The sequence below is a fragment of the Rhizobium sp. SYY.PMSO genome (assembly GCF_046840415.1).
GTDB lineage: Bacteria > Pseudomonadota > Alphaproteobacteria > Rhizobiales > Rhizobiaceae > Rhizobium.
This window is the reverse complement of record NZ_CP177349.1, coordinates 722,340-741,750: the sequence shown is the minus strand read 5'-3', so window position 1 is coordinate 741,750 and position 19,411 is coordinate 722,340. Positions and strand designations below refer to the sequence as shown.

Sequence of the window (19,411 nt, the reverse complement as noted above, 5' to 3'; positions counted from 1 at the left end):
TTTTCGCACCCCACCGGCGCAACTTGCATTCAGGCACTCTCTACTCGCTTCACATCATTGCGGCAATGGCGCGGATGCCAAAAGCGACATATGGCTGCGATTCAGCCGTCTATCGGCAATGCCTCGATGATCACAAAAGCCTGAGCAAGAGGAAAATCATCCGTTATCGTCAAATGAATGGCCGCACGGTGATTTTCCGGCAGCATGAAGGTCAGCCTTTCGGCGGCGCCACCGGTCAAGCGCATCGTCGGCTTGCCGCTCGGCAGATTGACGACGCCCATGTCCCGCCAGAAGACGCCTTGCGCCAGGCCGGTTCCCAGAGCCTTGGAGCAGGCTTCCTTGGCGGCAAAGCGCTTGGCATAGGAAGCCGCCCTGTTCTTGCGGCCTTCGGACTTGGCACGCTCGACGTCGGTAAAGCAGCGCTCGATGAACCGGGCGCCGAAACGTTCGATCGTCTTTTCCACCCGCCGGATGTCGATGAGATCGCTGCCTATGCCGATAATCATGGATTGGCCCTCCTGACGGCCCGGACGATGTCGAGGCTGCGTCAGACGCTGGATGCGTTCTCGGCCAGCGCCAGCCTTTCGCGGGCGCGTTCCATCAGGCGCTCCTTGCGGCGCGTCTTGAAGGTCTTCACGCCATAATAGGTGAGTGCATAGACGATCACGCCGGTAACGATGGCCGGCGGAATGCCGCCGATCAGCATCGGCTTCAATACCGGGTCCCAAATCTGCAGGAGATCGCCCTTGTGCCAGAGTGCCGGCAGATCGATGCCGCCGCCCTGCCCGCCGCCGTCACGCGCGAGGATCAGATGGCCGATTTCCCAGGTGAATGCCCAGATGAACGGATAGGTGATGGGATTGCCGGCCGCCAGACAGCCGAGCGCGGAAGCGATGACATTGCCGCCGATCAGATAGGCGATGATGATCGCCATCACGAAATGCACGCCGATGAACGGCGTCCAGGACACGACGATTCCAGCCGCAAAACCGGCCGCTACCGAGTGCGGCGACGCGGCAAGGCGAACGAGACGCTTGCCGAAATATTGGAACGAGCGGACGAAACCCTTGCGGGGCCAAAGATGCTCCCGCAGTTTTTCTTTGAATGTCAGTGGTTTTCGGCGACGAAATAGCATGCGGCTTATCTAGTGCAATGGAGGCCGTCGTGACAAGAGCGGCCAAACGTATCACGCACCGATTAAGAACCGAAAGTGCGGCCCTTTTTTGAAACGCCGCCTGTCCGGGATGCAGACAGCGGAACGCTCTCTCATTTACTGGAAGCAATCCCGCAGTATCGGGATGCTCCAAGGGCGCAATAACGACGCGCCCCTCCTGGTCTTGAAAGTATTGACTGCGATTAACGCTGGCGGAACAGACCGCGGTCGACCTGACGCTGACGATATTCAAGGTCAAAACGGTCGTGCGAGCCGTTCAGGTAAGCCATTTCGCGCTCTTCGACACTCGTGGCGCGCAGGGCGCGGGCGATTTTCTTGATCGGGGTAAACATTGTCTTCTCTCATCTCTGTTTCGTTTCTTCGATGACCAGAAGATAGGCGCGGCAAAGGGTAATTACCACCGCTCTAAAATATACGCAGCCATGCGCTTTATGCATATCTACTCCAGAAGAGGCTTCATTTTGGTCATAAAATGATCACAAAATGTGCACCCCGCCTCGGATCGATGGTCGCTCACTCGTAAAGGCGCTTCACCGTGGCAATGCAATCGAGCTCCTTGAGCTGCACCAGCAGCTGATTGAGCTGGCGCAAATCCCAGACCTCGACGTCGAGGGCCATTTCGGTGAAATCCGCAGCGACGCGAACGGTGTTGAGCACGCGGATGTTGACGTCGACATCCGCAACGGACTGCGCCACCTTTGCCAGCGTACCCGGCTCGTTCAAGGCATTGATCAGGATGCGCGCCATGAAGCGGGATTTGTTGGCCTCATCCAGGTCCCAGCGCACGTCGATCCAGCGTTCCGGCTCGTCGTCGAAGCGTTGCAGGACGGGCGACTGGATCGGATATATGGTGATGCCCTTGCCTTTTTCCATGATGCCGACGATGCGGTCGCCGGGAACGGCGCCGGTCGGGGCGAAATGAACGGCGACATTGGAAGAGATACCGCGGATCGGCGGGGCATCGAGATCGCCGCCGTCGGAAATGTCGGCCTTGTTCTTGCCGGGGATCTTGAAAATCATGCCCGACGCGCTGCGAACGTTGAACCAGCCTTCGTCGCCGGCAGGCTTGACGGTGACACGCTCGTCCTGATGATCGGGATAGACGGCGCGCAGCACATCGAGAGACGACATCTCTCCCCGCCCGACGGCGGCGATGGCGTCTTCCACATCCTTCTGGCCGAGACGATGCAGCGCCGGCTTCAGGCCGTCGCGCGAAAACACCTTGCCGGCGCGCTCGAAAGTGCGCTCCAGAATACGATGGCCGAGGCCGGCATACTGCTTGCGAATGGCAAGCCGGGTCGCGCGGCGAATGGCGGCGCGCGCCTTGCCCGTCACGACGATTTCTTCCCAGGCCGCCGGCGGCACCTGCACGCCGGAGCGGATGATCTCGACTTCGTCGCCATTGTTCAGCCGCGTTACCAGCGGCATGATGCGGCCATTGATCTTGGCGCCGACCGTCGTGTCGCCGATGTTGGTGTGGACGGCATAGGCGAAGTCGATCGGCGTAGCGCCCCGCGGCAAGGCGATCAGCTTGCCCTTGGGCGTGAAGCAGAAGACCTGGTCCTGGAAGAGTTCGAGCTTCGTATGCTCGAGGAATTCTTCCGGGCTGTCGCCTTCGGCCAGCGCCTCGATGGTGTGGCGCAGCCAGGAATAGGCGTTGCTTTCGCGCGACAGCAGCTCGTTGTCGCCGTTGCCGTTGGTGCCATCCTTATACAGCGTGTGGGCGGCGATGCCGAACTCGGCGATCTCATGCATGCGCTTCGTGCGGATCTGCAGCTCGATGCGCTGGCTGGAGGGGCCGACGATGGTCGTGTGCAGGGAGCGGTAGTCGTTCTGCTTGGGCGTCGAGATATAATCCTTGAAGCGCCCGGGGACGACGCGCCAGCGCGTATGCACGATGCCGAGCGCCCGGTAGCAGGACGGGATGTCGTCGACGAGAAGACGGAAACCGTAGATATCGGAAAGCTGCTCGAAGGAGAGCGATTTCGACTGCATCTTGCGGAAGACCGAATAAGGCTTCTTCAGCCGGCCCTTGACCATGGCATTGGCAAGGCCGTTGGCAACGAGCAGATCGCGCAGCTCGGTCTCGATCTTCTTCACCAGACCTTCGTTGCGGCGCGAAAGCTCCTCCAGACGCTTGGTGACGGTCTCATGCGCTTCCGGATTGATGTGACGGAAAGAAAGCTCCTCCAGTTCCTCGCGCATGTCCTGCATGCCCATGCGGCCGGCGAGCGGCGCATAGATTTCCATCGTCTCCTCGGAAATGCGCGCGCGCTTTTCCGGCGACATATGGTCGAGCGTACGCATATTGTGCAGGCGATCGGCAAGCTTCACCAGAAGCACGCGCACGTCGTCGGAAATGGCCAGCAGCAGCTTGCGAAGGTTTTCGGCCTGCTTCGCCTTCTTGGTGACGAGATCGAGCTTCTTGATCTTCGTCAGCCCCTCGACCAGACGGCCGATATCTTCTCCGAACATCTCGTCGATTTCGGCGCGCGTCGCCGTCGTATCCTCGATCGTGTCGTGCAGGAGAGCGACCGCGATGGTGGATTCATCCAGACGCATATCCGTGAGGATGGCAGCAACTTCGAGAGGATGGGAAATATAGGGATCGCCGCTGGCGCGTTTCTGCTGTCCATGCTTCTGCATGGCATAGACATAGGCCTTGTTGAGTAGAGCTTCGTTGGCATCGGGCTTGTATTTCTGCACACGCTCAACAAGCTCGTATTGCCGCATCATTCCAAGGCTACTCCAGCAAAAACAAAAGCGCGCCAGTCATCCGACCGGCGCACGCATCCTGTCATCATATCGCTCCTGTTTGGAGCATCAAGGCCAACGATCAGTAATCGTCGCTTTTTTCCGGCGGAACCAGACCTTCGATACCGGCCAGAAGTTCTTCTTCCGACATCTGGTCGAAAGTAACAGTTTCCGGCAGATCTTCTTCCTCTTCGCTGGACGCAGTGGCGCCGGCGGCAAGGAGGCTTGCCGGATCCGGCTCGGGCTCATCCACTTCGACGTGCTTCTGCAGCGAATGAATCAGGTCTTCCTTGAGGTCGTCCGGCGAAAGCGTCTCGTCCGCGATCTCGCGCAACGCGACAACCGGGTTCTTGTCATTGTCGCGGTCGATCGTGATCGCGGCACCCTGCGAAACCAAGCGGGCGCGATGGCTGGCGAGCAGCACGAGCTCGAACCGGTTCTCTACTTTATCAATGCAATCTTCTACTGTGACACGGGCCATTGCCTGTCCTTTGCGGTCGTGATGTCGTCGTCATGTCTCGGAGTAGCACGCCGATACAAGCAAACGGCGGCAAATTCAAGTTTTTCCTGTTGGAGCGGCTTTGCACCCTCCGTGAAAGTGCTAAAATACTCCTAGACAAAAAGCCGTTTCTACCTGAAATTGCTTGGAATATCGCATTTCGTGCCCTAAATCTCGTTTATATGAATAATTCATAAAGTATTACGAATTATTCTGCAAGGCCGCACAAGGCATTGTTTTATCTGAAGTTTGAATGAAGTGATTACGTTTTTATAACAGTGGATATGTAAGCGATGTTTGACCCACGCGAAAAAATTGCACTCTTTATAGACGGCGCCAATCTCTACGCTGCATCCAAAAGCCTCGGTTTCGATATCGACTACCGCAAGCTCCTGAAAGCGTTCCAGAAACGCGGATATCTCCTGCGCGCCTATTATTACACCGCCCTGATCGAGGATCAGGAATATTCGTCGATCCGCCCGTTGATCGATTGGCTCGACTACAACGGCTACAAGGTCATCACCAAGCCGGCGAAGGAATTCACCGACTCCATGGGGCGCCGCAAGATCAAGGGCAACATGGATATCGAACTGGCGATCGACGCCATGGAGCAATCCGAAACCGTCGATCATCTGGTGATCTTTTCCGGCGACGGCGACTTCACGACTCTCGTGGAGGCCTTGCAGCGGCGCGGACGCAAGGTTTCGGTTATTTCGACCATGGCAACCCAGCCGCCGATGATCGCCGACGATCTGCGCCGGCAGGCCGATCATTTCATCGATCTCGTATCGCTGAAAGCGGAAATCGGCCGCGAGGCTTCGGACCGTCCTGCCCGGGTCACCGAGACAAGCCACGCCGCCGCGGACTCCGGCGAGCAGTAAAGCCGCTCACCGGAGCAATTCCTCGAAAAGTGCGCAGCGGTTTTCCGTCCAGAATCGCGTACAAACAAAGAGATAGAGCGGTGCGTCGACTATCGCTGCCGCGCTAGCCATTGTCCTTGAGCAAGCGGCTTTTCTGCCGGTTCCAATCGCGTTCCTTTTCGGATTCGCGCTTGTCATGAAGCTTCTTGCCCTTGGCGAGAGCCAATTCCAGCTTTGCGCGGCCATTGTCGTTGAAATAGATCTTCAACGGCACCAGCGTCATGCCTTCGCGATTGATCGCCGAACGCAGGCGTCCGATTTCACGGCTCGAAAGCAGCAGCTTCCGGCGGCGGCGCGGCTCGTGGTTGAAGCGGTTGGCCTGCAGATATTCCGGCAGATAGGAATTGATCAGCCAGATCTCGCCGTCCTCGTCGGAAGCGTAGGATTCGGCGATGTTGGCCTTGCCTTCGCGCAGCGACTTGACCTCGGTGCCCTTCAGCACCAGCCCTGCTTCATAAGTGTCGATGATCTCGTAGTTGAAGCGAGCCTTGCGGTTCTCCGCCACAATCTTCTTCACTACACGCTGGCTGCCTTTGGGGGCCATGTTTCTTCTTCTTTTCTTGCGTCATTCCGGCAGCGGCCAAGGGCGTGCCAGGTTCCTGCCCCCTAAATAAGCGAGACCGCTCTCCTTGTGAAGAGAGCGGCCCGGCAGAGTTTCGGAGATGGGTGTCCAATAACGTCAGTTCAGGAGGCCGGCATGGCGCATGGCTGCATCGATCGCAGCCTCCGTGCCCGGCTCCAGCGTCGACAAAAGCGGCGAGCGCACGTTGCGGCTCATGCGGCCGAGACGGAAAAGGCCGTACTTGGCGCCGCAAAGACCAGGCTCCAGGAAGATCGCCCTGTGCAGCGGCATCAGCCGATCCTGGTATTCCAGCGCCTTGGCGAAATCTCCCGCAAGCGTGGCCGCCTGGAATTCGGCGCAAAGGCGCGGCGCGATATTGGCCGTGACCGAAATACAGCCGACGCCGCCATGGGCGTTGAAGCCGAGCGAGGTCGCATCCTCGCCCGAAAGCTGACGGAAATCGCGGCCGCAGCTGATGCGCTGCTCGGAAACGCGTTCGATCTTGCCGGTCGCATCCTTCACCCCGACGATGTTGGAATAGGCCTTGGCGAGCGCACCCATCGTCTCCGGCGTCATGTCGACGACCGAACGGCCCGGGATATTGTAGATGTAGATCGGCAGCTTCACGGCTTCCGCAATGGCGGCAAAGTGGGCGAAGAGACCCTTCTGCGTCGGCTTGTTGTAATAGGGCGTGACGACCAGAACCGCATCGGCGCCGACCTTTTCGGCATACAGCGCCAGCTCGATCGCCTCGCGGGTATTGTTCGAGCCCGCTCCGGCCATGACCGGCACGCGCTTGGCGGCGATTTCGATGCAGAGCTCGACGACGCGCTTGTGTTCCTCATGCGACAGGGTCGGCGATTCCCCGGTCGTGCCCACGGGCACCAAACCCTTGCTACCCTCTTTTATCTGCCACTCGACATGGGAGGCGAACGAAGCCTCATCCACCTTGCCGGCGTCAGTAAAGGGCGTCACGAGTGCGGGAATGGATCCCTGGAACATGCAAGTCTCCTAGCGGCGCGGCATTCATGCTTCAGCCGCAATCCATGGTTATGAATCCGCGCACCATAAAGCGCCGGCTTGGCGGCGACAAGCACGCTTTGAATGGTAGAGGGCAGTTTCCGATATCATAATTGATTGAAATCCGAAGCACCGGTAAGGTTTCGTTAATATAGAGTTTGGCAAATGGGAAGGGCCTGATTGTTTTGTGAGTAGCCGGATGAAGAGACCTGTCATGATCTGGACCGCTGTGGGCTTGGCGGTCGCCTGGGGCGCTGTCGCCTCGCAACTTCCCGGCCGGCAGATATCGACACGCGCAAGCGCTGATGTCGCCATGGCGACCGACCCGATGAACACCGCCGCAATCCCGCGCAGCGGGGCCATCAACCCCGTAAGCAGCGACCTGAAAGCCGGCCTTGACGCGCTTTCCAACAAGAACCCGATGCAGGCGCTCGCCATCCGCAACGGCATGAGCGAAGGGACGCTCGATCGCCATATCCTGACCTGGGCGATTGCCACATCCGGCCAGCCGGGCATTCCCTCGGGCGAGATTGCGGCCGCGTCCCGCGAGCTTCCGGGATGGCCGGGCCTCGGCAGTCTGCGCGCCAATTCCGAGCGGGCGCTTTACAATGAAAATCCGGCGACCGATCAGGTCCTCGCCGCATTCGGCAATACCCAGCCGGAGACCGCGGAGGGCGCCGTCATTCTTTCCCGCGCCCTCATGGCGCGCGGCGCATCCGCGCAGGCCGGAAAGCTGATCCGCAAGATCTGGCGCAACGAACCGCTGGACAAGTCTCTCGAGGACAAGATCCTAGCGGAATTTCCAAACCTGCTGACGCCTGCCGACCACAAGGCGCGCATGGACTATCTGCTTTACCGCGACCGGACTGCGCAGGCCAAACGCTTCGGCGACCTCGGCCGAGCGCAATCGCTCTACAATGCCTGGGCGGCCGTCAACAACCGCTCTCCCAAAGCCGACGCGCTGATAACAGCAATCGATGCCCAATGGCGCAAGGACCCCGCCTATCTCTTCATGCGGATCGAAAACCTGCGCCGTCAGAACAGGTATGACGATGCCGCCAATCTCCTGGCGCAGATGCCGCGCGACCGCAGCCTGCTCGTCAACCCCGGCCAATGGTGGAACGAGCAGCGCATCGTCAGCCGCGGCCTGGTGGATCAGGGCGAATTCAAGGCCGCCTATCGCGTTGTCGATGCCAGCGTCGCGGAAAGCCCGCAGGATGTCGGCGAAGCCGAGTTCCATGCCGGGTGGTATGCTCTGCGCGGCCTGCAGGACGGTGCAAACGCGGCGGCCCATTTCCGTAGGATCCTGCAGGTATCGAGCGGGCCGATCTCGCAATCGCGCGGCTGGTACTGGCTCGGTCGCGCCGCCGAAGCGGGCGGCCCGGGCAAGGCCGCCGATTTTTATGCCAAGGCTGCTTCCTATCCGAGCACATTCTACGGCCAGCTCGCCGCTGAAAAACTCGGCCGACGCACGCTGAATGTTGCCTACCCCTCTCCTTCGGCCGACGACCGCCAGCGTTTCCAGGGGCGCGAGGCGGTGCAGGCGATCTCGCGGCTCGAAGCGGCAGGCCACGGCTGGCGTGCCGACGCGCTCTATCGTGCGCTCGCAAGGCAGCTGGAAAGCCCCGGCGAGATCGCCATGCTGGCCGCTCGCGCCGAGCGCTCCGGCAACCATCAGCTTTCGCTGCAGATCGGCAAGATCGCCTATGGCCGCGGCGTCGACGTTGCAGCGCTCGCATTCCCGATCGGCGTCATCCCGGACAATGCCAATATTTCCGGTTCCGGCAAGGCGCTTGCCTACGCCATTGCGCGCCAGGAAAGCGCCTTCAATCCTGCTGCCGTTTCCTCCGCCAACGCGCGCGGTCTGCTGCAACTGCTGCCGAAGACGGCAAAGGCGGTTGCCGGCCGGCACGGCATGACCTATTCCGCCGACAGGCTGACGCAGGATGCCGGCTACAACGCCACACTCGGCGCTCACTATCTCGGCGAACAGATCGATGCGTTCGGCGGCTCCTACATTCTCACCTTCATCGCCTACAACGCAGGACCGAACAAGGTGCCGGAATGGATCGGCCGCTATGGCGACCCGCGCGGCAAGTCGCTTGACGACGTCATCGACTGGATCGAGCGCATCCCCTTCCCCGAGACCCGAAACTACGTCCAGCGAGTCATGGAGAATTATCAGGTCTACAAGGCCCGGTTGGGCCAAAAGACCGACATCGTCCACGATCTGGTCGACGGCCGCGGCTGATCGACCGACGCAGTTGTGCGGCCTGCGGAAATGACGTTACATCCCTCATGACATTCGCAGCATTGAGGGGTGACGCATGAGCAGCGACGATGAAAGCGGTTTCCTTTCCATGACGATAGCGGCCGACGACGGCCTGAAACTCCATGTGCGGGACTACATCGGTGACGAGGCCAGTACAAAAAACCGGCCGCCTGTCTTCTGCCTGCCCGGCCTCACCCGCAATTCGCGCGACTTTCATCAGCTGGCGATGCTTCTGTCGCAGGATCCTGTGGCTCCGCGCCGGGTGATCACGCTCGATGCTCGCGGACGCGGAGCATCCGAATGGGACGAGGATAAATCCCGCTACAATCTCGTCATCGAAGCGCAGGACGTCCTGACGGCCTGCGCCGCTCTTGGCATCCGGCAGGCCATATTCATCGGCACCTCGCGCGGTGGGCTGGTCTTGCATCTCCTGGCGGCAAGCCGCCCCGACATCCTGAAAGCGGTTATTCTCAACGACATCGGCCCCGTTCTGGAAAAGATCGGGCTGATGGATATTCGCGATTATCTCAACCGTGGCAGACAACCCGACACTTGGAACGAGGCGGTCGAAATCCTGCGGGAAAATCACGGCAATGCGTTTACAGCGCTCGGCGCGGACGATTGGGAGGATATGGCGCGGGCGATCTACGCCTCTCGCGACGGCAAACCGGTGGCCGAATACGATCCCGCCATTGCGGCCCAGATGAAGACGCTCGATCTGGAGGCGCCGATTCCCGATCTATGGCCGCAATTCCAAGGATTTCAGGATATCCCGCTGATGGTGATTCGCGGCGAAAACTCGAAGCTGCTGACGCAGGCGACCACCGACGAGATGGCGGCGCGGCATCCAGGCACCGTCGTCAAGACGGCCCGCGGCCAAGGCCACGCTCCCATTCTGCATTTCGGCGATATCCCCGACTCTATCAGGCACTTCATCTCCACGCTCTGACGAATACGCATGTCGTGATTTGCTACCGGTTTGAAATGAAAAGGCCCGGTTGGGAGACCGGGCCTTTCCTCTCCTGATCGGAGGTCTGATCAGGAGATCTTTCGAACTTGATTCGGCGAACCGAATTAGAAGCTGCGCTGGAAGCGGAGGATACCGGCCCAGGTATCCTTGTTGACTGCATCGTAGTTGACGTAAGTCACTTCCGGCTCGATCAGCAGGTCCTTGACGGGGTTGAACTTGACGTTCGTCGTCGCAGCGAAAGTCTTCAGATCGTCGTAGGAAAGCTGCAGGTTCCACTTGAGTTTTTCGTTGATCGGAACGCCAACGCCGCCCCAGACAGCCCAATCGCCCCAGCCGAGACCAGCACCGCCAGCACCGGCGTACTTGTTGAGCTTGTCGCCATCCGTGTTCCAGCCACCCATAACGAAAGCGGTGAGAACGCCGAAATCGGCATCGACGCGAGCCTTGACTGCGCCTTCCTCGACGATGGAGTCATAGCCACCGACGACACGGAACTGCCAGGCGCCGGCCTTGTAGCCAGCACCGGCAACAACGTCCGGAGCGTAGTGGTCGGAGCTGTCTTCGCCGTTGGCACCGGTTGCACCCGTGCCGGAATTGGAATCTTCCAGCGAGATGACGGCGGTAAAGCCATTGCCGGCATCGTAGTTGTAGGTGATCTGGTTCAGTTCGTCGGTACCATTGATACCGTACTCGATCACGTCGTCGTTGATGACGTCGCCGGCATAGCCGAGGAAGGTCGAGTAAACCGAATCGTTCTTACCGACGAGGAAGCCACCGAGGCTGATGTTGGCCCAGAGCAGCTTGTTCGTCGTAGCGTTGCCGTCGTTCCAGTCGAAACGATAGACCGTGCTGGTCTTCAGCGGACCGTATTCGGTATCCGTGGCGGTCGAAAGTCTCAGCTCGGCGCGGGTATGCCAGTAGGTGCCGCGGGCGCCTGCATCCTGACCAGCCTTGTAAGCATTGTACCAGCCGCCTTCGGTACGGACCATGCCGCCGATCTTGAGGCAGGTTTCAGTGCCGGGAATGAAGAAGTAGCCAGCACCGTATGCATCGCAGATGCGAACGTATTCCAGCGGCTCCGGCTCGGCAGCGACGATCGCGTCAGCCGCATGAGCACCGGATACTGCTGCCAGCGCAGCAGCGGAGCCGAGAAGAAGGCTCTTGATGTTCATAGTAACTCCAGTTCCAATATAGATTAGGTATGACAACTCACGCCGAGAAAATCGACGTGCCCTACCCCACCTGGTTTTCAAAAGTTGACCCCTGATCTGGGAGAACCAAGACTCTAAGTCTCGCTTCCGCGTTGGAACCTACAGATCGTTTTTTTCAGAGCAATATCAGAGATAAACTATGAACAATTGTGACGGCCATTTCGAAATGTGCGTTGCACAAAAATCACGTCGCAAAAGCGTCATATTTTCTGGCGCGCGCGAGCCAATTTTACCTGGATTTACTTTAGCAATAGCTGCAATTCATGAGAGGTATTTCAAGGAGAGGCGCATAACGCCTCGCGATCCGCAATTCAGCTTGCCAATACCCAGAGATGCAAAAAACCCGGCCGAGGGCCGGGTTTTTCGTCACCATAGGTGAAATCGGATATGACCTGGGTCAGATCAGATTAGAACGTGCGCTCGAAGCGGAGGATACCAGCCCACTGGTCCTGATTGATGGAGTCCCAGTTGGTGTAGGAAACTTCCGGCTCGATGAGCAGGTTCTTGACCGGGTTCCACTTGACGTTGGTGGTAGCGGCAAAGATCTTCGAGTCGGTGTAGGCGAGCTGGAGGTTCCACTTCAGCTTTTCATTGACCGGTACGCCAACGCCGCCCCAGACAGCCCAGTCACCCCAGCCGATACCAGTAGCATCGCCTGCGCCGTTCGCACCGGCGTACTTGTTGAGCTTGTCGCCATCGGTGTTCCAGCCGCCCATCAAGAAGGCCGAGAAGCCGCCGAAGTCGGCATCGACGCGAGCCTTGATGGCGCCTTCTTCGACGATCGAGTCGTAGCCGCCGACGACCTTGAAGCCCCATGCGCCGGACTTGAAGCCAGCACCGGCAACAACGTCAGGAGCGTAATGGTCGGAGCTGTCTTCGCCGTTGGAGCCAGTTGCACCCGTGCCGGAGTTGCTGTCTTCGAGCGAGATAACAGCCGTGAAGCCGTTGCCTGCGTCGTAGTTGTAGGTGATCTGGTTCAATTCGTACGGGCCGTCATAGACCACGTCGTCGTTGATGACGTCGCCGGCATAACCGGTGAATACGTTGAACTGGGAGTCTTCCTTACCAACGGTGAAGCCGCCGAGGCTGATGCTGGCGTGCAGCAGGTTGGTGGAGGTCGCGCTACCGTCGTTCCAGTCCCAACGCAGCTCGGTGTTGGTCTTCAGCGGACCGTATTCGGTATCCGTTGCGGTCTCCAGACGGAGCTCAGCGCGGGTGTGCCACTTGGTGCCGAAACGGCTGTTCGGGTTGTAGGGGTCGTACCACTGACCTTCGGTACGAACCTTGCCACCGATCTTGAGGCAGGTTTCGGTGCCCGGAATGAAGAAGTAGCCAGCACCGTATGCATCGCAGATGCGAACGTATTCAAGCGGCTCCGGCTCAGCAGCAACGACAGCGTCGGCTGCATGAGCGCCGGAAACTGCTGCAAGCGCAGCAGCGGAGCCCAGAAGAAGGCTCTTGATGTTCATATTGACCTCCAGTCAAAGTTTTATATCGAGAATGAGAACTACCCGAAGGTATTCCCTGTCCCATCCTCGCGTTTCAAGAAGTGGACGATCAATCGCCCTCGCTTCCGAGAGTGAAAATACAAGACGCGCTCTGTCACGCAATCGACATCTTCTCCGAAAGGGGGATTTGCGTAAGCCTTCCGCAGTTGCTGTTGCCGAAAGGACACAAATCGACGACGCGGCGGCCACATAGATTTAGATTTCGTTAAGAAACCCCTTAATCTACGGTAACTTAGGGGGAACATCCCAATTCCGGGGCCGGACATGCAAACCGAGCACCAAAGGGCAACAAGCCGCGATCCGGGGAGCTTTCGCGAGGCATTGGGGATCATTTACGACATTTGAAGCGGCGGCTACCGGTCGTAACGGCGGGCAATCGTCCTCGGGGCTGTCCCAAATCGATGCAAGCACCTCAATGATTCTGTCCGAGCGATTCGGAGCCGGCGACTCAAGGTCGGCAGTTTTTCCATGGAGACTCGCAAAGAGCGCTGACGGAATCACCGCCCCATGCGCTTCACGATGTGACGGCACGGATGGGATAAAGGCGAACAAAGAAGCCTGCCTGCCGAAATCACGTATCTTGCATTTGAAATCTGGGGGATGGCGGAGAAGAAGGGATTCGAACCCTCGATACGCTTTTGACGTATACTCCCTTAGCAGGGGAGCGCCTTCGACCACTCGGCCACCTCTCCGGTGCGGCCCTGATACGGCCAATCATTTATCGACGCAAGCGCTTTTTCACCTTCAAACACGTTCTTTTCGGAGATTCGACAACCGCCGATCGCCGGTCGGAGCATGGTCCGGCCGGCTTGCAAACGCATATCAGGCCAACAACTGCTTCAAATCGGCGGCCGGGTCGGCCAATATCTCCCTGGAGGGGTTGGCGCCGGTCTCCAGGAGCTTCTTGCCGGCAACATAGGCCTTTGCGTCGTTTATCGCATCGACGGCGATGAACCGGCCCTGCTTGAAATACCAGACCGAAGCGGCACCTTCGCGCACGCCTGGCCGCAGCAGCGTCTCGTCGTAACCCAGGTTGAAACCGGCGATCTGCAGCTTCACGTCATATTGATCCGACCAGAACCACGGCTTCGGGTCATAGGCTTTCTCGCTGCCGGCGATGATGGCGGCCGCAGCCTCCGCCTGATCGACCGCATTCTGGACCGATTCGAGGCGGATTCGGCCTCCCTCCCACGGCAGTTCGACGCAATCGCCCATGGCGAAGATGGAGGGATCGGAAGTACGGGCAAACGCATCGACGACGATGCCGTTGCCGACCTCGAGACCGGCCTCCTTGGCGAGCCTGTCGTTGGGAGCGACGCCGATGCCGACGACGACAAAATCGACGTCGATGGTCGACCCGTCGGAAAGCTCCGCGGCAGCGACGTGACCGCCGCGTCCGACGAGCTGCTTCAATCCGGTCTTCTCCCGAATGACGACATCGTGCTTTTGATGGATCGCCCTGAAAATGTCGGCGGTTTCCTTGGCCGCGACGCGTTGCAGGATCCGGTCGCTCATCTCGATGAGCGTGACTTCGAGGCCGCGATGGCGGGCAACGGCGGCCGCCTCCAGCCCGATATAGCCGCCACCGATAATGAGAACCCGGCGGCCGGGACGCATCTCGCCGGCAAGACGATCGGCGTCGCGCTTGTCGCGGGCGAGATAAACGCCCTCCAGCGTGCCGCCGACGGAAGCCGGCAGCCGGCGCGGCGTCGAACCCGTGGCGAGCGCCAGCGTATCGTAATTCAGCGTCGAGCCGTCCTGCATCGCGATCCGCTTTGCGGCCCGATCGATCTGTTCGACCCAGGTGGATACGCGAATCTCGACATTGTTGTCGGCATACCAATGCTCGGGACGGAACAGCAGGCGATCGAAGGCCATTTCGCCGAGCAGATACTTCTTGGTCAACGGCGGGCGCTGATAGGGAAGGTTCTCCTCGGCGCCAACGATGGTGATCGGCCTCGAATCACCCAGCCCACGCAATTTGGCGGCAAGCGCGAAACCCGCCTGCCCGGCCCCGACAATGACCAATCTGCCCGTCACGATCCGTACTCCATGTTATTATAGCGATCCGCCCGCGCGATACGGGAGGATGCCTCTGTGAGCTTCAGGGGTAACGCTTGCGCCTGCAAGCGTCAATCATGACTGACCCTGCGCCCCGGATCGGGAGAAAGTTAGGCCGACAGACTCAGCCCGATATTTCGACCCAGCGCCGTTCGTGGAAGGATTGCGCCATGGCGTGGACCGATTTTTCGATGCGCAGGCCATCTTTGAAAGCCACGACTGACGCAGCCTCGCCGGAAATGGCGCGGATCAGCTCACGGCATTCGATGATCTTCAGATCGTTGAAGCCAAGGCCATGTCCCGGCGCCGGGATGAAGCGCTCATAGGGTCTGTGAGCAGGTGCGGCCAGAACCTTGCGGAAACCCTGCTCGCTATCCCTGCCCTCGGCCTGGTAAAGCTCGAACTCGTTCATGCGCTCCTGATCGTAAGAGATGGAGCCCTTCGAACCGAAAATCTGCAGGGCGATCCGCCCCTTGCGGCCCCAGGCCGACCGGTTGGCCATGAGCACGGCGGAAATGCCGCCGCCCAGCCGCATCAGCACATTGGCAAGATCGTGATTCTCGACGGCGCGGCGGCCGCCATCCTTCAGCGGCCGCTCGGCATAGGGCTTCACCATATCGGTGATGACGGCCTCGACATGGCCAAAGAGGAACCAGAGCAGCGAAAGCGGATGGACGGCAAAGTCATCGAGAGCGCCATAGCCGGATGAAAGCTCGCTCTTCCAATAGAACAGGCCATCCGGATCGGCCATGAAATCCTCATCCATCTCGACGCGGACGTGATTGACCGCGCCGATCGCGCCTTCCGCGATCAGCGCCTTGATGTGCCGCATCACCGGGTTCTGGATATAATTGTAGCCGAGAATGGCGACCTTGCCGGATGCCTTTGCCGCAGCCAGCATGCGCTCGGCATCGCCGTATGATGGCGCCATCGGCTTCTCGCACCAGACATGCTTGCCGGCATCGAGCGCCGCGATCGCCATTTCCGGATGGAACTGGTTGGGCGTCGTGACGGAGACGACGTCGACCTCAGGGTCCGCGATGAGCGCGCGCCAATCGGCCGTCGCCTTCTCGAAACCGAATTCGTCTCCCCGCGCCTTCGCCAGATCGGCATTGGCTTCCGCCAGATGCACCAGGCGCGGCCGCGCGACATCACCGAATACGGTTTTGACCGCATTCCATGCCAGCGCATGGCACTTTCCCATATAGCCGGTCCCGATCAACCCGACGCCCAACGGCTTCATTCGCCCTTCCTCCTCAAATCCTCTCCCGAAGTCGGGCGATTTTTGGAATATTTAGACCGTTTTGACAAGCGTACCCCAAAGCCTGAGATGCTTTTCAAGGCTCAAAATCCAAATTTATTTCTTTTAAATCATATAATTAAAATTATTCGTGCCGAACGAATCAAAATCCGGTATCGTTGCAAATATGGAATATTTATTTCATCAGGGGAGATGAAGGACGGCGCATGGATAACACGATCGAGACCCAAACAAGGGTGCCGCGCGACTTCGAGAGCCTGCGCAGCACGATCATAGAACGCAAGAACGCCATGCCGAAGCGTCTGGCGCAGGTAGCCGCCTTCGCGCTCGGCAATCCCGATGAAATCGCCTTCGGCACTACGGCCAGCATCGCCGCCGCGGCCGAAGTCCAGCCTTCGACGCTGGTACGCCTTGCCCATCACCTCGGCTATGAAGGCTTTTCCGACCTGCAAAGCATCTTTCGCGAAAGGCTGCGCGACCGGACGCTGAGCTACGAAGAGCGGTTGGTGACACTCGAACGGTCGGGAATCAAAGACGAAGAGGCCGGCATCCTCTCAGGCTTTTTGTCCGCAGCAAGCCAGTCCATCAACAAGCTCGCCGCCACCATCGAGACGGATACGTTTGCCAAGGCGGTCGATGTGCTTGCCGCAGCCGAAACGATCTATCTCATCGCCAAGCGCCGCTCCTATCCGCTGACGGCGCATATGAGTTACGCCTTTTCCAAACTCAACATACGCCATCAGATCGTCGCCTCGCCCAACGGCATCGACGGCGAGATCGCCCGTTTCGCCACGGAAAAAGACGCGGCAATCGCCGCAAGCTTTTCGCCCTATGCCGCCGACAGCCTGGCGCAGGCCCAGGATCTCGCCTCGCGCAACGTGCCCGTCATCGCCATCACCGATTCGGCCTTTTCCCCGCTCACCGCCTGCGCGACTCACTGGTTCGAAGTGGCCGAGGCCGACTTTGCCGGCTTCCGCTCGCTGTCAGCGTCCATGGCGCTCATCATGGCCTTTCCGGTCGCCATTGCCGAGCGGCGGCGAAAAGGGGCGGTAAAAACCGACAAAACGAAAATGGAATAAATATTCCGAATTGACAAAATCTCGGAACCGATGTTTCACTACAACCGGGATCGCGACTGTGGGAAATGGCCGCCCGATCCGCCGCAACCGGGACGAAACGAATACCGGCACTTTCAATAACGCATGATCTCGGCGCAAGCTGAAGAGCAAGAGAGGTCATGCATGGACGGGAGGACATCATGGCACACGACAATCCGGGCGCTCGGCCGGAGGCGAAACTCGATGTGATTACCATCGGCCGGTCTTCCGTCGATCTTTACGGTCAGCAGATCGGCTCACGGCTGGAGGACATCGCCTCGTTTGCCAAGTCGGTTGGCGGCTGCCCGGCCAACATCGCCATCGGCACGGCACGGCTTGGCCTCAAATCCGGTCTCATCACCCGCGTCGGCGACGAGCAGATGGGCCGCTTCATCCGCGAGCAGGCCGCACGCGAGGGTGTGGCCGTCGACGGAATCGCCACGGACAAGGAGCGCCTGACGGCGCTGGTGCTGCTCGCGGTCGAGGCCGAAGGCGTCTCGCCGATGATCTTCTATCGATCCGACTGCGCCGACATGGCGCTGAACGAAGACGACATCGACGAAAGCTTCATCCAGTCCTCCGGCGCCGTACTGGTATCCGGCACGCATTTTTCCAAGCCCAATACCGAGGCGGCACAGCGCAAGGCGATCCGCATCGCCAAGGCGAACGGCCGCAAAGTGATCTTCGACATCGACTACCGGCCGAACCTCTGGGGCCTTGCCGGCCATGCAGAAGGCTTCGAGCGCTATGTGAAGTCGGATCGCGTGTCTTCCAAGATGAAGGAGACGCTGCCGGATTGCGATCTGATCGTCGGCACGGAAGAAGAAATCATGATCGCCTCCGGCGCCGACGACGTGCTCGGCGCGCTAAAGGAAATCCGCCGTCTTTCGTCCGCGGTCATCGTGCTGAAGCGCGGCGCGATGGGTTGCATCGTCTATGACGGCCCGATCTCCGACGATCTGGAAGCCGGCATCGTCGGCCAGGGCTTCCCGATCGAGGTGTTCAATGTTCTCGGTGCGGGCGACGCGTTCATGTCCGGCTTCCTGCGCGGCTATCTGCGCGGCGAGCCGCTGAAGACCTGCGCGACATGGGCGAACGCCTGCGGCGCCTTTGCCGTTTCTCGCCTGCTCTGCTCGCCGGAATATCCGACCTGGACGGAACTCGATTTCTTCCTGAAGACCGGCAGCAAGCACCGTGCGCTGCGCAAGGACGAGGCGATCAACCACATCCATTGGGCAACGACCCGCCGCAGCGACGAAATCCCGCTGCTGATGGCGCTCGCGATCGATCATCGCTCGCAGCTCGTCAGTGTCTGCGATGAGCTGGGCATCGGTCACGACAGGATTGTTGCCTTCAAGCGGCTTGCCGTCGAGGCGGCGGCCCGCGTCGCCGACGGCCGGCGCGGCTATGGCATGTTGATCGACGAGCGCTTCGGGCGCGACGCCTTCTTCGATGCCGCCACCAAGGACTTCTCCTGGATCGGCCGCCCCGTCGAACTGCCGGGATCGAAGCCGCTGAAATTCGAGTTCAGCCAGGATATCGGCTCGCAGCTCGTTGAATGGCCGCTCAATCACTGCATCAAGTGCCTGTGCTTCTACCATCCGGACGATCCGAAGGAGCTGAAGGCGGAGCAGCAGGAAAAGCTGCGGACGCTGTTCGAAGCCGCACGCAAGGTCGGCCGCGAGCTTCTGGTCGAGATCATCGCCGGCAAGAACGGGCCGCTGACCGACGATACCATCCCGACCGCAATGGAGGAGCTCTACGCGCTCGGCATCAAGCCGGACTGGTGGAAGCTGGAGCCACAGGAATCGACAGCGGCCTGGAAAAAAATCGATGCCGTGATCGCCAAAAATGATCCATGGTGCCGCGGTATCGTGCTGCTCGGCCTGGAGGCACCCGCGGAAGAGCTGATCCGCAGCTTCGAGGCGACGCTCGCCGCTCCCTCGGTCAAGGGTTTCGCCGTCGGGCGGACCATCTTTTCCGATGCGGCTCGCGCATGGCTGTCGGGCGGCATGAACGACGAGGAGGCGATTGCCGACATGGCCGGCCGCTTCCGGCAATTGACGGATGCGTGGCTCAAAACCCGCAGCCTTTGACATTCC

The 19,411-nt window shown here is 59.7% G+C and carries 16 protein-coding genes and 1 tRNA gene; 5 read left to right on the top strand and 12 right to left on the bottom strand.

Annotated elements, in window-relative coordinates:
- Positions 1 to 101: 101 nt before the first annotated feature.
- From acpS to rpoZ, 5 genes are all read right to left on the bottom strand, one after another.
- Positions 102 to 506, bottom strand: coding sequence for a holo-ACP synthase (gene acpS, locus ACJJVH_RS03595; RefSeq protein WP_113385189.1), 405 nt, complete (start codon positions 504 to 506; stop codon positions 102 to 104).
- A gap of 41 nt (positions 507 to 547) precedes the next feature.
- Positions 548 to 1,135, bottom strand: a complete 588-nt coding sequence (locus tag ACJJVH_RS03590; RefSeq protein ID WP_112797050.1) for a DUF2062 domain-containing protein — start codon at positions 1,133 to 1,135, stop codon at positions 548 to 550.
- Positions 1,136 to 1,356: 221 nt separating this feature from the next.
- On the bottom strand, positions 1,357 to 1,506 hold the full coding sequence (locus ACJJVH_RS03585; RefSeq protein ID WP_112797048.1) for a DUF3563 family protein: 150 nt from the start codon (positions 1,504 to 1,506) through the stop codon (positions 1,357 to 1,359).
- Positions 1,507 to 1,687: 181 nt separating this feature from the next.
- A complete protein-coding gene (locus ACJJVH_RS03580; protein WP_112797046.1) occupies positions 1,688 to 3,910 on the bottom strand; it encodes a RelA/SpoT family protein in 2,223 nt (740 codons plus the stop codon).
- 100 nt (positions 3,911 to 4,010) lie between these two features.
- Positions 4,011 to 4,409, bottom strand: coding sequence for a DNA-directed RNA polymerase subunit omega (gene rpoZ, locus ACJJVH_RS03575; protein WP_112797044.1), 399 nt, complete (start codon positions 4,407 to 4,409; stop codon positions 4,011 to 4,013).
- A 311-nt stretch (positions 4,410 to 4,720) separates the two neighbouring features.
- Between rpoZ and ACJJVH_RS03570 the strand changes: the two genes are divergently transcribed.
- Positions 4,721 to 5,308 (top strand): NYN domain-containing protein, encoded by a 588-nt coding sequence (locus ACJJVH_RS03570; protein WP_113405482.1) that lies wholly within the window; start codon positions 4,721 to 4,723, stop codon positions 5,306 to 5,308.
- 103 nt (positions 5,309 to 5,411) lie between these two features.
- Here the strand turns inward: ACJJVH_RS03570 and smpB are convergent, their stop codons facing one another.
- Together smpB and dapA are read right to left on the bottom strand one after the other, a co-directional pair.
- Positions 5,412 to 5,891, bottom strand: a complete 480-nt coding sequence (gene smpB / locus ACJJVH_RS03565; protein WP_112797040.1) for an SsrA-binding protein SmpB — start codon at positions 5,889 to 5,891, stop codon at positions 5,412 to 5,414.
- Positions 5,892 to 6,026: 135 nt separating this feature from the next.
- Positions 6,027 to 6,911 (bottom strand): 4-hydroxy-tetrahydrodipicolinate synthase, encoded by an 885-nt coding sequence (dapA, locus tag ACJJVH_RS03560; protein WP_412064759.1) that lies wholly within the window; start codon positions 6,909 to 6,911, stop codon positions 6,027 to 6,029.
- A 217-nt stretch (positions 6,912 to 7,128) separates the two neighbouring features.
- Here dapA and ACJJVH_RS03555 point away from each other — a divergent pair, with 217 nt between their 5' ends.
- The gene (locus ACJJVH_RS03555; protein ID WP_113358143.1) at positions 7,129 to 9,180 is read left to right on the top strand and encodes a lytic transglycosylase domain-containing protein; all 2,052 of its coding nucleotides are present in this window, start codon (positions 7,129 to 7,131) and stop codon (positions 9,178 to 9,180) included.
- Positions 9,181 to 9,256: 76 nt separating this feature from the next.
- On the top strand, positions 9,257 to 10,150 hold the full coding sequence (locus ACJJVH_RS03550; RefSeq protein ID WP_412064758.1) for an alpha/beta fold hydrolase: 894 nt from the start codon (positions 9,257 to 9,259) through the stop codon (positions 10,148 to 10,150).
- Positions 10,151 to 10,275: 125 nt separating this feature from the next.
- Here the strand turns inward: ACJJVH_RS03550 and ACJJVH_RS03545 are convergent, their stop codons facing one another.
- The 5 genes from ACJJVH_RS03545 to ACJJVH_RS03525 all read right to left on the bottom strand — a co-directional run bounded on the left by ACJJVH_RS03545 (position 10,276) and on the right by ACJJVH_RS03525 (position 16,194).
- Positions 10,276 to 11,343, bottom strand: coding sequence for a porin (locus tag ACJJVH_RS03545; protein ID WP_112797034.1), 1,068 nt, complete (start codon positions 11,341 to 11,343; stop codon positions 10,276 to 10,278).
- Between the two features lie 446 nt (positions 11,344 to 11,789).
- Entirely contained in the window at positions 11,790 to 12,851 is a 1,062-nt protein-coding gene (locus ACJJVH_RS03540; protein ID WP_112797032.1) for a porin, read from the bottom strand.
- Between the two features lie 640 nt (positions 12,852 to 13,491).
- Positions 13,492 to 13,582: transfer RNA gene (locus tag ACJJVH_RS03535), tRNA-Ser, on the bottom strand.
- Positions 13,583 to 13,712: 130 nt separating this feature from the next.
- Positions 13,713 to 14,930: an NAD(P)/FAD-dependent oxidoreductase gene (locus tag ACJJVH_RS03530; protein WP_412064757.1), complete on the bottom strand. Its 1,218-nt coding sequence runs from the start codon at positions 14,928 to 14,930 to the stop codon at positions 13,713 to 13,715.
- Positions 14,931 to 15,075: 145 nt separating this feature from the next.
- Positions 15,076 to 16,194 (bottom strand): Gfo/Idh/MocA family protein, encoded by a 1,119-nt coding sequence (locus ACJJVH_RS03525; protein WP_113391860.1) that lies wholly within the window; start codon positions 16,192 to 16,194, stop codon positions 15,076 to 15,078.
- Between the two features lie 224 nt (positions 16,195 to 16,418).
- Here ACJJVH_RS03525 and ACJJVH_RS03520 point away from each other — a divergent pair, with 224 nt between their 5' ends.
- The gene (locus ACJJVH_RS03520; RefSeq protein WP_112797026.1) at positions 16,419 to 17,291 is read left to right on the top strand and encodes a MurR/RpiR family transcriptional regulator; all 873 of its coding nucleotides are present in this window, start codon (positions 16,419 to 16,421) and stop codon (positions 17,289 to 17,291) included.
- A 179-nt stretch (positions 17,292 to 17,470) separates the two neighbouring features.
- Positions 17,471 to 19,405 (top strand): bifunctional 5-dehydro-2-deoxygluconokinase/5-dehydro-2-deoxyphosphogluconate aldolase, encoded by a 1,935-nt coding sequence (locus ACJJVH_RS03515; protein WP_412064756.1) that lies wholly within the window; start codon positions 17,471 to 17,473, stop codon positions 19,403 to 19,405.
- The last annotated feature ends 6 nt before the right edge of the window (positions 19,406 to 19,411 follow it).